This is a genomic window from Sporomusa intestinalis, assembly GCF_055383785.1.
This window is the reverse complement of record NZ_AP042390.1, coordinates 3634806-3648378: the sequence shown is the minus strand read 5'-3', so window position 1 is coordinate 3648378 and position 13573 is coordinate 3634806. Positions and strand designations below refer to the sequence as shown.

Below are 13573 nucleotides of genomic sequence, written 5' to 3'. Positions count from 1 at the left end.
CCGGGGCTGGGGACCGGCCCCGGGGGTTAAGCGGCAAAGAGCAGGTAGACAAACACCCCGGTACTGGCCAGGGCTAAAAGGATAACGCCGCCGGCGCCGAGGCGGTTTCCCTGTTTATGTTCATAGAGGGCATAGCTGCACGCGTGGATGCCTGCCAGGATGGCGACAATTAAAAACATGGTATCGGTCATTGGCCCGCCTCCGTCTTCATGGGGGAGGACTTATACATAAGTCCGGTCCGCCTGATCTTTACCGAAACATTAAGGTCAAATCCCACTGTCGGATAGATTTTATACCAGTTGATTTGATCAACTTCACTGAAGTTGCTGAAAAGATTGCGGGTATGCAGCCCAAAGCCGACCACATCGGTATTCATCTCCTGCGTGCGGTCCAGCATCTGCTGCATCTGATTTGTCAGGATATTAGAGATATGCTGCTCCAGCAGCTGCCCGTATTCCCGATTTTCGTAATTAATGCCGCTGGGAATACTGGTTGTTTCCCCCTCCAGCAGGAGCTTAATGGTAAAGATCAGCCTATCATCCTGCCAGGCCGGTTTAATTTCCGGCTTTTGGCCAAGACGCAGCTGGACATTAATGCCATGCTGCGGGGCCAGCGGGTCGGCTACGGTAATAAACCCTCTGACAAAATCGCCGCTGAGGATCGAAGCTGCCCGTGATTCCTCATTGTTCAGTGCGCCAACCATTTTGTCGGCCACAAATACGACGGTGCCGATTACCTCGGCCGGATCGCCGCCTTCGCGTCCCAGCCCGGCCGGATAATAGGCGTCGGCCTTTTCGCCTGCTCCCTTTTTGCCGACAGGCTTAGGCTGGAGATCAAGGGGGTTGATGCCCATATACGTGGCATAGGGGGCACCGCTGACAGATTTTAATCTTGTGTAAAACTGGTGCAGGTTGGCAGCCAGGAAATAACCGGTATCCTGGCGGGACGCCAGGGAGTTTTCCAGCCAGCGCGAGGGGAGCTTTTCCATGGAGGGTTTGTTTTTTTGCATAAATTCCTGGGCCGAGCCCCGGGTAACGGTGATAAACATAGAACCGCGAAATTCCCGGAAGCGCAGGAGCGGTCCCAGTACATCCCCGATGCCCTTTCTGGCCAGGTCCTCGCCAATGATTACCGCTTTGGTATGAGACAGGTTCGGGGTGCGGGCAACGACAGAGTTCAGCAGATTACGGGCTTCGGCGAGCGAGGGGGCAACAATGGTGACAAGGAAGGTACTGGCCTCGCCTGAACCGTTTTCTTTGCCGCCTTGTCCCTGGCCTGTTGCAATCTGATAGGTAATAATATGCTGATTGTCCGGCCCGGGGTCGATGCCGACACTGACTACATAGGCAAAATCATCAATCTCTCTGGCGCCGTTGCAGCCGGTGGTAAATAACGTGAGCAACAGCAGGCAGGCGGCGAGCTTTAAGCGGACGTCCATGATTTTTTTTTCCTTCCTTTGAATAGAGTGGCGGCAAATAACAACAAAGGAATTCCATAGAGACCGGCATTATGCAGTGTCAGAGTTATCAATGTATCCAGCCGGATGACGCTGGCAATATCCGGCGGGATCATGGCGATTCCGGTTACCAGCAGGGCCAGGGAGGCAATGAGCGGGCGCGGGGTCGCAAGCTTGAGCACCCTTGTCAGCAGGTAGCCGGCCATATAGATATCAATCGCAATGCCCATAATGCCGGCAATAACCCACAGCACGATAAACAGCGATTCCACCCTTTGGACATAGCGGTTGAGATACACCAGGCGGGCCATTTCGAAAAACGGGATGGTTTTTTCAAGGGCTACTTTCGTCCCGAAGGTCAGGGTAAATACGAATATGGACAATCCTTTCAGCAGGGTGCTGCCACCCAGGCCGAACACCGCCGCCCGTTTGATGGTGCGCAGGTTTTGCAATACCGGCCCCAGCACAAACAGGAGCAGGACACCGAAATTGATCCCGGAAATGGCGATACCTGACCGGAGGGCTGTGCTGAACCCATGCCCCTGCCATGGCCCCAGCAGGTTGATATCATAGAAGGGAATGAGCGCGGCCATGACAAACCCCAGGCTGACAACACCAAACGGCAGGATAATATAGGCAGTGCGGGCAATGCATTCAATCCCCAGGTAACAGAGAATAACGGCGTTGACCGTATACCAGGAAATGGCATTGCTAAACTCCATAAAGGGCAGCGCCGTCAACAGCGTGTTTTCCGCAAACTGGCGGAGCAGCAGGGCGGCGTCACTCAAAAACATGGTAATCAGCACCAGTGATACGAACCAGGCTCCGGCTTTGCCTAACAACTGCTGTGTTACTGCATAAATATCGCCCTGGTTCCGCTGGAACACATACAGCAACATACCCACGGGAATCAGTACGGTAAGGAGCGGCAAGGCAGCGGCCAGCCAGGCCAGGCCGGCATTGGCTTCAATGGTCTGCGCCGGACGGGTGAGGAAGATCCGGGGGAGGGTATTGAGAAAGACCAGGGCCAGCCCTTCGCTGATCCCCATGTGGCCGACATGATAGCTTATGGTTCGTCATCTCCTTCCTGCGGGGCAGCCTTGGTCCACCGGCGGCTAATATGGGGCTGCCGGGTGGGATCTTTGGTGTTCAGCGCATCCGACCGGGCTTCCTGCCGGAAAACGGCGCCCCGGATGAATACATCAAGGCCCCCCATCGATTTGGGGGAGACCGGCGAGAGATAAGGCATGCCAAAGGATTTCATATACGCCAGGGTCGTGATCAGCAGGAGAATTCCCGACGACAGCCCTACCAGCCCGGCTAGCGTCGCCAGCAGCAGCAGGCCGAACCGGACAGTTCTTACGGCAAAGGCAAAGCGGTATTCGGGAATGGTAAAGGAGGCCAGGCCGGTAATGGCAATAATCACTACCATAATCGGGCTGACAATATGGGCGGCTACTGCGGCCTGCCCCAGGATGATCGCGCCGACAATGCCAATGGTGGAGCCAAGGATATTCGGGATTCTGAGGCTGGCCTCACGAATCAGCTCAAACGATATTTCCATAACAATAACCTCAAAATAGGCCGGAAACGGGACATCCCCCCGGGCGCCGACAATCGCCAGCACCAGCTCGGTGGGCAGGGCCTCCTGGTGAAAGTAGCTGATGGCAATATAAAAAGCAGGCAGCATCGTGGAAATAAGGGTACCGACAACTCTGAGCAGCCGCATAAAACTGCCGGCCGGCACCTTCAGGCTGAAATCCTCGGCCGAGTGCAGCAGCGCAAACATATTGACCGGGACTACCAGCACAAAGGGATTGCCTTCCAGGACAATGGCCACCCGCCCTTCCGCCAGGTGGACCGATACCCGGTCAGGGCGTTCTGTCGATATGGTCTGCGGGAAAGGCAGGGACGGATGATCCTCGATGAATTGTTCCAGCAGGCCGATGTCGTCAATATAATCTGTTCGGATACTGCCAATCCGGCGTTTAACTTCACTGACCAGGGCGTCATTGGCAATGGATTTCACATACATGACGGCGCAATTGACCCGGCTGCGCTCGCCTATTTTAATCATTTCGGTCACCAGGTCGCTGGTGCGGAGCATGGTCCGGATCAGGGCCGTGTTGACGCGCAGGTTTTCACTGAAGGCCATCTGCGAGCCGCGGATGGACTGTTCGGTGGTGGGTTTGCCCACTGCCCGGTGTTCCCAGCCTTTGGAACCGATAATCAGCAGTTCATCGATACCGTCAATTAGGAGCGCCGTGTCGCCGCTGTTAATGCCCTCCTGCAGGTCGCCGAAGGTTGTGCCTGCAGCCACCTGATTGGCAGGCAGTATTTCTTTGCGCAGGTAATTGATCAGCCCGTCACTGCTGTCGAGGTCCCGGGGCGGGCGCATCAGCAGTAAAGGCTGCATAATAGTCAGGTTCAGCAGCCTGGAGTCTACCATGCCGTCAAGAAACAGCAGCGCTGCCGGCACCGGTGCACAGAGCGGCAGGGTAATCTCTCTGATGACAAGGTCCTTATTGGCCGGCAGCTCGTACAGGTTTTTAACAACATGCAGGTTTTCTTCCAGGCTGGACTGCAGCGGGGCTGTTCCCAGGCTTGTCCGGTCCTGCTGGTTATCATAGCCCAGAAGCAAAGGGGTTAATTCCTGTTGTTGCCGGTCAAGGCGCCGCAACGCAGCCTCAAGCTCCCGGCGGCTGGCCTCATCCGGTGCTTGGGTTAAGGCCGCTGTGGTTTTTTCCATTAGCTCCGTAAGCCGGTAAGCCTGCCGCAGCAGCGAACGGAACGCGCGGTGCCGTTCCTTGAGTCCCTCGCGGCAGGCTTGCCGGTATGGAGCGGAGTCTTTCTCCGGCTGGGGTTTTTCGGCCGCGGTTTCCTCAAGGATAAACGGTGCGGCCTGGGTGGGCGGCTGATAGAGCAACAGCCTTTTCATATAGCGGTATACTTTAAAAATCGAGTTATCGATCAGGGCGCACCACTCCTTTGCATCTATGGATATTTTTAGCATTATTAACATATTTATACTGTTGATGGCAAATACGGCCGCTAACCTACAAAATCCTACGTGAACTTACAGTGAACCCGGGGAAATGGCGATTGCTGAATAGAATTGTTACAGCTATAATTATTACAGCGAAGGAATAATCATAATGTATGGAGGTTAAAGGTTGTGTTTGTCAGCAATAGTTTAAAAACAAGATTGATTGTGCTGCTGGTTTTATTTGCTCTGATTCCGGCCTGTATCAGCGGCCTCGTGGGCGGGTACATAAATTCACAGGCGATCAGGGAGTCCACGATCCATGCCAACCTTAATACGGCCCAGCAAATCGGCAACGAAATTACGCGGATGGTAGACGATGCCCAGGGAGTTGTAAAGCTGCTTGCCGACACACCGACCGCCCGGTCAATGAATCCGGCGGCCATGAAAGAACTGGTGCTGGCAGCCCAACAGAATCATTCCATCTTTGAGCTGATATTTGTTATGGACGCTACAGGCATGCAGATTGCCAGAACCTCGGGCAACCTGGCTAACCGTGCCGACAGGCCTTATTTTCAAGAAGCGATGCAGGGGAAGCATTTTTTCACCGATGTATATATATCCTCTTTCACCAATGCCCCCTGTATAACGATTGCCGTCCCGATCACCAACAGTTCCGGACAGATTGCCGGGGTTATGGCGGCTGACGTCAGTTTACAGGCTGTATGGGAGATTGTTGATCAGGTACGGATTGGTCAAACCGGCTATGTTGATGTTGTGGACAATAAAGGTACGGTGATTGCCCATCCGGATAAGGCGCGGGTGCTGAAAAAAGAGTCTTTTGCTGCTTATGATTATGTTGCTCAGGCTATAAACAGCCGCCAGGGTTCGCAGGAGGCCGTCTCGACTCGGGGCGACAAGTCGCTTGTTGCCTATTCATCCATTGACGGCTATAACTGGGGCGTTATTGTCTATGAGCCGACCGGCGAGGTCATGGCTGCCGTAACCCGGGCGGCACTGGTAACCGGGGCCGTAACCCTGCTGGCCGTTTTAATTGCCTTGATCAGTGCCTATTATGTAGCGGGGAACATTGTGCGCCCCCTTGGCAAGCTGGTGCATGGGGCCGGCCAGGTGGCCGCCGGGGATTTGGCCCAGGTGATTGAAGTACGGGGGGTGGCCGAGATTAACCAGCTCACCGCTGCCTTTAATGCCATGATCCGGTCCCTGCGCGAGCTTGTGGCCAAAACCGCGGCTACTGCTGAAACCGTGGCTGCGTCATCGGAAGAACTGGCGGCATCGTCCGGTGAGGTGGGCAAAGCCGCCGAGGCCGTGGCTGTCACCATCCAGGGTGTGGCCGAGGGGGCTGCCGGCCAGGTGAATAGCGCCGAGCAGTCCGTTCAGGTCATCCGGGAAATGGTGACGGCGATGGCCAACACGGGCGGCGCCGCCCAGGCGGTAGCGGCGGCATCCCGGCAAAGCGAGCAGGTGGCTGAAGCCGGGTCTCAGCAGATTGGCCAGGCTGTCATTAAAATGAATGAGATTGAGCAGGATGTTAACAGGGCTACGAAAATGATTCATGCCCTTGGTGATAAATCCCGGCAAATTGGCCAGATTGTTGATGTAATTGCCGGGATTGCCGGGCAAACAAACCTGCTGGCGCTGAATGCGGCGATTGAAGCTGCCCGGGCCGGTGAGCAGGGCCGGGGGTTTGCCGTGGTTGCGGATGAGGTTCGCAAACTGGCTGAGCAGTCGGAAGCGGCAGCCCGTGAGATTGCCGGTATTATCGAGGCGATCCAGACGGAAACGGTGGCCACTGTCAAGGCGATTGATCAGGGCGGGCGGGAAGTAGCCGCCGGTGTCCGGGCAGTGGAAACCTCGGGGGCTGCTTTTAAAGAAATCTATGAGGCGGTTAAACAGGTGCGGGCTGAAGTCGGCCGGATTGTGGCATTGACAGAAGAGCAGCAGCAGCGCAGCGGCCAGGTGGAAGCTGCTGTTTACAGTATTGCGGATTCGGCCCGCCTTAATGCCGCCAGTGCCGGGGAGGTGGCCGCCGCCAGCCAGCAGCAAAACGCCAGCGTCCAGGAAATCACCGCCGCTGCCGCCGGTTTGGCCCACATGGCGGCTGAGCTGCAGCAGGCCGTGTTGAAATTCCGGGTATAAGAACGCCGCATAAAGGCCTGACCGCATACGCAGTTAGGCCTTTATGTCTCATCGGCAGCGGAAAATGATTGCTTATGAGCCGGAGAATAAGAAAATATTAATAAATTCCTGTTCTTGCTTTTGGAAAAGGCAGGAATGTTGTATAATATAAGGATATAATATAATGGACACATTACCCTAAGGAGGATTTGCATGAATACGGAAAATGATTATGTGGATAAAGAAGCTGAAGCCAATCCTGCTATGCCTGCAAATTTTATTGAAGTGATTATCAATGAAGATATAAGGACAGGAAAATATGGCGGCCGCGTTCACACGCGCTTTCCGCCGGAACCGAACGGCTATCTGCATATCGGGCATGCCAAAGCCATTTGTCTGAATTTTGGACTGGCCCTCAAATACGGCGGCAAATGTAATCTGCGTTTTGATGACACCAACCCGACCAAAGAAGATGTCGAGTATGTGGACTCTATCCAGGAAGATGTAAAATGGCTGGGCTTTGACTGGGACGACCGCAAATATTACGCCTCGGATTATTTCGAAAAAATCTATCAATATACGGTGGAACTCATTAAAAAGGGGAAGGCCTATGTCTGTGATTTGTCGGCCGAAGAGATGCGCCAGTATCGCGGCACCCTGACTGAGCCGGGCACAGAGAGCCCCTATCGGAACCGGGCAGTAGCAGAGAACCTGGCCCTGTTCGAAAGAATGAAAGCCGGCGAATTTGCCGAGGGCAGCCGGGTGCTGCGGGCCAAAATTGATATGTCTTCCCCGAACCTTAACCTGCGGGACCCTGTTCTGTACCGGATTATCCGCGCTACACACCACCGTACCGGCGACAACTGGTGCATTTATCCTATGTATGATTACGCCCATCCGATCTCAGACTCCATCGAAGGGGTGACGCACTCGATCTGCACCCTGGAATTTGAGGATCACCGCCCGTTGTATGACTGGACGCTGGCGGCATTGGGCATTTATCAATGCCAGCAGATTGAATTTGCCAGGCTGAACCTTACCAATACGATCATGAGCAAGCGCTATCTGCGGCGGCTTGTGGAACAAGGCTATGTCAGTGGCTGGGACGATCCGCGGATGCCCACCATTTCCGGTTTGCGGCGGCGGGGCTTTACGCCGGCAGCCATTCGTGATTTCTGCGACCGGATTGGAGTGGCCAAAAGCAACAGCACGGTGGATGTGGCGCTGCTGGAGCACTGCATCAGAGAAGATCTCAATGGAAAGGCCAGCCGGGTTATGGCTGTGCTGAAACCGTTGAAGCTCATTATTGACAACTATCCGGCCGGGCAGGTAGAAGAGCTTATGGCTGAGAATAATCCGGAAAACCCGGCGATGGGGACGCGGACAATCCCGTTTTCCCGGGAAATATATATTGAGCAAGATGATTTTATGGAAAACCCGCCGAAAAAATTTTTCCGCCTGGCGCCGGGGGCTGAAGTCCGGCTTAAGCATGCTTACATTATAAAGTGCGAACAGGTGGTAAAGGACGAGGAAACCGGCAGGATTGTGGCCGTACACTGCACCTATGACCCTGATACCAAAAGTGGCAGCGGCACTGCCAACCGCAAGGTCAAAGGCGTATTGCACTGGGTATCGGCAGCCCAGGCCGGCCAGGCTGAGGTACGCCTGTACGATTACCTGCTGACAAGCCAGCAGGACCAGGAGGACGAAGGCGCAGAAGCCAAGGATTTTGTGGATAAACTTAACCCGGACTCCCTGGAAAGACTGGTAGACTGCCTTGTTGAGCCAAGCATTAAGGCGGCGCCGGTGGGAAGCCGGTTTCAGTTTTTACGCAACGGCTATTTTGTCGTGGACCGGGACTCGGCTCCGGACAAACCGGTATTTAACCGTATTATATCCTTAAAAGACTCCTGGGCTAAGCTTGATAAGAAAAGACTTGGCTTGTGACGAGTCCTTTAGGACGATGGCAGAAGCCGCCTGTGCCCTTTAGGGTATAGTCGTTCTTATGTCCACAGAATTTACTTGTAAATTCTGGTAGATCAAGAAATAACAGCACGAAAGACTTTTGCCTGGCAGGCCTGCCGGTAAAAGTCTTTCTGCCATCTGCGAAGCGGGGAATGTTGCCGTGTTAGTCCTGATTAAGTTCCTGTATATAACCTTTCTGCTGCCGCCCGGTCTCTTTATTGCCCTGCTGACACTGCTCTGCCTGTGGCTGTTCCGTCGCCGGCAGCAGGGGGTAGGGGTGGTGCTGGCGGTAATCACCGGCCTGCTGTACCTGATTTCCACGCCCCTGGCAGGTGACTGGCTGATGCGGTCGCTGGAAAGCCGTTACCAGCCGCCGGCTCATGTCAGCGGCGATGTGATTGTGGTGCTGGGAGGCGGGGCGACGGCAGATACCCCTAACGTTCATGGTCAGGGCCATTTGACAGGCTTTGCCGCCAACCGGCTACTGACGGCAGCGCAACTGCACTTGCTAACCGGCGCGCCTGTTATTGTTTCCGGCGGGCAGGTGTTTGCCAATAGCGGCAAAGAGGCGGAGATTGCCAGCCATATTCTGCAGGGGCTGGGGCTTGACGGCGATAAAATTATTGTCGAAGGCCAGAGCCTGAATACTGCCGATAATGCCAGGTACACGGCCGGAATTTTGTCTGCCCGGGGGTTCACAAGCCCGATTTTGGTGACCTCCGCCTTCCATATGGAGCGGTCTGTGGCGCAGTTTGCCAAATATCAGGTGCCGGTGGTGCCCTATCCTACCGATTATCAAACGAATACAAGGTTTATTTTTGAATGGCATCAGCTGTGGCCCCGGGCCGATGCGTTCTATAATTCGCAGCTGGCTGTCAAAGAATATCTCGGCCTTATGGCTGTTAACTGGTTTTAATGAATTTATTCTGAGGAGTGGTATTTTGAACCTTTTACTTATTGGCGGCGGCGGGCGTGAACACGCTTTAGCCTGGAAACTGAAGCAGAGCCCCCGGGTGGAAAAGCTGTACTGTGTGCCGGGCAATCCCGGCATGGCGGCACTGGCAGAGTGTGTGGCGCTTGATATAACCGATAATGAGGCTTTAGGCAGCTTTGCCCTGGCCCACAATATCGGTTTAACCGTGGTCGGGCCTGAACTGCCTTTGACCAACGGCCTCGTCGATCATTTTACCGCTCTTAATCTTAAAGTATTCGGCCCGTCCCGCCAGGCGGCCCAATTAGAAGGCTCCAAGGCTTTTGCCAAAGAGATTATGCATAAATACGGCATTCCGGCTGCGGCCTCCGCCGCCTTTGACGATGCGGAGCAGGCCATTGCCTACATACAAGCGCAGGGGGCGCCGATCGTGGTGAAAGCGGATGGACTGGCAGCCGGCAAAGGCGTTGTTGTCGCCATGACCGTGGCGGAGGCAATTGCGGCAGTGACTATGATCATGCAGGATAAGGCCTTTGGCAATGCCGGCAACCTGGTGGTTATTGAAGAATACCTGGAGGGAGAGGAAGCTTCCCTGCTGGCCTTTACCGACGGGTTTACCGTAGCGCCTATGATCGCCGCTCAGGACCATAAGCGGATATTTGACAATGATCAGGGACCCAATACCGGCGGGATGGGCACTTATGCGCCGGCGCCGGTGGTTACCGAGGCGGTGCGGGCCCAGGTAACGCGGGAGGTGTTGCAGCGGGTGGTGGATGCCCTGCGGCAGGAAGGCATCCTCTATAAAGGCTGTTTATATGCCGGCTTAATGATTACTGAACAGGGGCCGAAGGTTATAGAGTTTAACGCCAGGTTCGGCGATCCGGAAACCCAGGTGGTGCTGCCGCTCCTGAACAGTGATTTGGTTGCCATTATGGAAGCCTGTGCCGATGAACGGCTGGCAGACATCACCCTTGAATGGGCAAACCAAGCCGCCGTGTGTGTGGTACTGGCCGCTGACGGGTATCCCGGCAGCTATGCCAAAGGCGATCCTATCAGCGGGCTCGAACAGGCTGAGGCGCAGGGGGCCCTGGTTTTTCATGCCGGGACAGGCTGCCAGGATGGCCGGATTGTGACTAATGGCGGCCGGGTGCTGGGTGTGACTGCGGTTGCCCCTGACATTCAGGCCGCGGTGGCTAAGGTCTACCAGGCGGTGCCGGCGATACAGTTTGCCGGCATGCAGTATCGTAGAGACATTGCCCACCGGGCGTTGAACCGGAAGTAAAGGCAGCGCGCAGAAGGAGTGCATACTTTGGATGCTGGTTTAATAGCCATCAATTTACTGGTCCTTGTTGTGACTGTTATCGGCATTGGCTTAACGGTTATCGGCTTACCCGGGAATTGGCTGATTTTTTTCATTGCCCTGGGCTATGGTTATCTGGAATCCTTTGTCTATATGAATCATACGGTCCTGCTTATTCTGTTTGGCGCTGTGCTGGCCGGGGAACTGGTTGAGTTTGTCGCCGGCGCGTTAGGGGCAAAAAAGGAAAATGCCTCAAATAGGGCGGTTCTGGCCGCATTTATCGGCGGTATCGCCGGCGGGATTCTTGGTACCGGGATCATGCCGGGCCTGGGGTCTATCGCCGGAGCCGTGGGCGGTTCTTTTGCCGCCGGCTATCTGGCGGAATACGCTGCCACAGGCAACTCGGAAAAGGCCGGGCGAGTGGCAAAAAGTATTGTGGTCGGTCAGGCATTGGGGCTTATCTTCAAACTAGCGATGGCCATCGGCATGGTGGCGCTGATCATTTCCAGGCTAACGTGGGCAGGGTGACAGGAGGAACCATATGAAACGACAGCAAATACTCGATGCCGCTTATACTGTTTTTTCCCGCAAGGGGTATCACCGGGCCACTGTCGATGAGATTATTGCCATGGCCGATACCGGCAAAGGCACGGTATATAATTATTTTGCCAGTAAGGAGCAGCTGTTTTATACCCTGGTCAAAGAGCGCAGCGCCAAATTTGAAGCTGAGCTTAACCGGCTGGCCGGTCTTGATGAATTGCCGCTAATCAAAATAAAGAAAGTAATTAAGGTTTTTTTAGAATTTTATGTCGCTAATGCTGATTTATGGCGGGTACTGATGCACGAGATGCGCGGCCTGGGCCATGAGGAAGCATCAAACTTTACTGCGGCCCAGCGCGAAAAATACCGCGAACGGTTTGGCCATACCATTGGGGTGCTGGAGACGGTTTTGCAGGCTGGTATTGAGCAGGGGGCTATCCGCCGGTGTGATGTGCATAAAGCGGCCCACGGGCTGTTTAGTGTCATTGTAATGATGGTTTTTCAGGGCTTTGTCGATGCCCGGGCCGATTCGATTGAAGCGAATGCCAACAATATTGCCGACATTTTTCTCTATGGTGTTGTGAAACGCTGAGTGTAAAGACGCCTGGTTGCGTGAAAAAAGGCTTGAACCTCTTTCTGGGCGAAAGGGTTCAAGCCTTACCTGTATTGTTGATAATTTAGAAGGCCGGGACAATGGCTCCCTGGTACTTGTCGTTGATGAATTTTTTTACTTCTTCCGAGGTCAGGGCTTTGGTCAGCTTTTGAATTTCCGGGCGGGTTTCATCCCCTTTGCGGATGGCCAGAATGTTGACATAAGGAGAGTCCTTCTGTTCAATAAAGAGCGCATCTTTGGCCGGGACAAGCTGTGCTTCCAGGGCGTAATTGGTGTTGATAACCGCTAGCGCAACGTCGTCCAGGGCGCGCGGCAGCTGCGGGGCTTCCAGTTCGCGGATTTTAACGTTTTTGGGGTTGTCCGCTATGTCTTTTACCGTGGCATTAATCCCAACGCCGTCTTTCAGTTTAATAATACCGGCTTTTTCTAACAGGGCTAACGCCCGGCCGCCGTTGGTAGGGTCGTTAGGAATGGCAACCTGGGTGCCGCTTTGCAGCTCATTCAGACTTTTGATTTTTTTGGAGTAGATGCCCATGGGCTCGATATGTACGGCCGCGGTGTAGGTAAGATCCAGTTTACGCTCGCTGCTGAATTTAGTCAGGTAGGGAATATGCTGGAAGAAATTCGCGTCCAGTTCTTTCTCGGCCACGGCGATATTCGGACGGACATAATCGCTCATTTCCACGATAACCAGATTAATCCCGTCTTTTTCCAAAGCAGGTTTGACTACATTGAGAATCTCGGCATGGGGTACGGCGGTAGCGCCAACCTTAACCGTCGTTTTTTCCGCAGCTGCCGGCGCCGGGGTTTCTTTGCCGCCGCAGCCGCTGATGAAGGTAGCTAAGGCCAATAAGGCTGTAAGCAATAATAAGGTTATTCTTTTCATACATGATTCCTCCTGGATAAAAATATAATATGGTTGTTGACAGCAGACAAAGTGGTTGCGGTCCTCCCTCCTCCGTGGCCAATAATTAAAGCCTCTCCGACAGTGTGAAGAGGCTTGTTGTCCAGTTCTTCATCTGTCAGGAGTTAATCCTGGTGGAATTGGCACCGTTCGCATGCGCGATGGTTGCCGCGGCGTCATAGGGCCATTCCCTCAGCCAGCTCTTGATGAGTATATTTAATTTACAAAATTTATGATACCATGGCAAAATGTATCTGTCAACAGGATTATTGATGTATTATTTACGTGAAGAAGACAAAGTTTATTACTATATAGCCCATTTTAATTAAATAAAGATAAAAAGGATTAAAGAAGGAAAATCCAGGTTAACAGCGAACTAATCATAGCAATAGCAAGTCATTTACAGGGAGGCGCATAGCATGCCGGTAAATCCCAAATTGAAAGATGAACTGACAGATCAGTTGTTCAGGGGTATTTTGTCGCTGCAAAATGAAGAGGAATGTTATCAGTTTTTTGAGGATGTTTGTACAATCGGCGAGATCAAAGCCATGGCCCAGCGGCTGGAAGTGGCGCGCTTATTAAAAGCAGGGGTCATTTATGATGATATTGTAGCGTCGACCGGCGCCAGTACGGCGACAATCAGCCGGGTAAAGCGCTGCCTGTATTACGGTGCCGACGGATACAAAGCGGTACTGGATCATTTAGAAGGAAAAAAGGCTGACTAAAAAATGGAGTGGGGATA

At 53.8% G+C, this 13573-nt stretch carries 12 protein-coding genes and 1 riboswitch; of the genes, 7 read left to right on the top strand and 5 right to left on the bottom strand.

Annotated features, from left to right (window positions below; translation table 11 throughout):
* Nucleotides 1–26: 26 nt before the first annotated feature.
* Genes ACZ481_RS17215 through ACZ481_RS17200 form a run of 4 tightly spaced genes read right to left on the bottom strand, consistent with a single transcriptional unit; the run spans nucleotide 27 to nucleotide 4478 of the window.
* Complete coding sequence (locus tag ACZ481_RS17215) at nucleotides 27–191, bottom strand: hypothetical protein (protein WP_464766582.1); 165 nt, start codon at nucleotides 189–191, stop codon at nucleotides 27–29.
* On the bottom strand, nucleotides 188–1438 hold the full coding sequence (locus ACZ481_RS17210) for a Ger(x)C family spore germination protein (protein WP_464766581.1): 1251 nt from the start codon (nucleotides 1436–1438) through the stop codon (nucleotides 188–190). The genes ACZ481_RS17215 and ACZ481_RS17210 overlap by 4 nt, the downstream gene beginning before the upstream one ends.
* A complete protein-coding gene (locus ACZ481_RS17205) occupies nucleotides 1423–2505 on the bottom strand; it encodes a GerAB/ArcD/ProY family transporter (protein ID WP_464766580.1) in 1083 nt (360 codons plus the stop codon). Before ACZ481_RS17205 ends, ACZ481_RS17210 begins: the two co-directional genes overlap by 16 nt.
* A 17-nt stretch (nucleotides 2506–2522) precedes the next feature.
* A complete protein-coding gene (locus ACZ481_RS17200; RefSeq protein WP_464766579.1) occupies nucleotides 2523–4478 on the bottom strand; it encodes a spore germination protein in 1956 nt (651 codons plus the stop codon).
* 153 nt (nucleotides 4479–4631) lie between these two features.
* On the opposite strand from ACZ481_RS17200, the gene ACZ481_RS17195 reads away from it, so the two are divergent.
* The 6 genes from ACZ481_RS17195 to ACZ481_RS17170 all read left to right on the top strand — a co-directional run bounded on the left by ACZ481_RS17195 (nucleotide 4632) and on the right by ACZ481_RS17170 (nucleotide 11906).
* Nucleotides 4632–6599, top strand: coding sequence for a methyl-accepting chemotaxis protein (locus tag ACZ481_RS17195; RefSeq protein WP_464766578.1), 1968 nt, complete (start codon nucleotides 4632–4634; stop codon nucleotides 6597–6599).
* 192 nt (nucleotides 6600–6791) lie between these two features.
* Nucleotides 6792–8525: a glutamine--tRNA ligase/YqeY domain fusion protein gene (locus ACZ481_RS17190; RefSeq protein WP_464766577.1), complete on the top strand. Its 1734-nt coding sequence runs from the start codon at nucleotides 6792–6794 to the stop codon at nucleotides 8523–8525.
* Between the two features lie 178 nt (nucleotides 8526–8703).
* Complete coding sequence (locus tag ACZ481_RS17185; protein ID WP_464766576.1) at nucleotides 8704–9459, top strand: YdcF family protein; 756 nt, start codon at nucleotides 8704–8706, stop codon at nucleotides 9457–9459.
* A 25-nt stretch (nucleotides 9460–9484) separates the two neighbouring features.
* Entirely contained in the window at nucleotides 9485–10756 is a 1272-nt protein-coding gene (gene purD, locus ACZ481_RS17180; protein WP_464766575.1) for a phosphoribosylamine--glycine ligase, read from the top strand.
* Nucleotides 10757–10783: 27 nt separating this feature from the next.
* Nucleotides 10784–11302: a DUF456 domain-containing protein gene (locus ACZ481_RS17175; RefSeq protein ID WP_464766574.1), complete on the top strand. Its 519-nt coding sequence runs from the start codon at nucleotides 10784–10786 to the stop codon at nucleotides 11300–11302.
* A 13-nt stretch (nucleotides 11303–11315) separates the two neighbouring features.
* Nucleotides 11316–11906 carry a TetR/AcrR family transcriptional regulator gene (locus ACZ481_RS17170; RefSeq protein ID WP_464766573.1) on the top strand — a complete coding sequence of 197 codons (591 nt, stop codon included), beginning with the start codon at nucleotides 11316–11318 and terminating at the stop codon, nucleotides 11904–11906.
* An 85-nt stretch (nucleotides 11907–11991) separates the two neighbouring features.
* Here ACZ481_RS17170 and ACZ481_RS17165 read toward each other — a convergent pair whose 3' ends face one another.
* Complete coding sequence (locus tag ACZ481_RS17165; protein ID WP_464766572.1) at nucleotides 11992–12813, bottom strand: MetQ/NlpA family ABC transporter substrate-binding protein; 822 nt, start codon at nucleotides 12811–12813, stop codon at nucleotides 11992–11994.
* Nucleotides 12814–12939: 126 nt separating this feature from the next.
* Nucleotides 12940–13044: riboswitch (SAM riboswitch) on the bottom strand.
* Between the two features lie 206 nt (nucleotides 13045–13250).
* Here ACZ481_RS17165 and ACZ481_RS17160 point away from each other — a divergent pair.
* Nucleotides 13251–13556 (top strand): YerC/YecD family TrpR-related protein, encoded by a 306-nt coding sequence (locus ACZ481_RS17160; protein WP_464766571.1) that lies wholly within the window; start codon nucleotides 13251–13253, stop codon nucleotides 13554–13556.
* The last annotated feature ends 17 nt before the right edge of the window (nucleotides 13557–13573 follow it).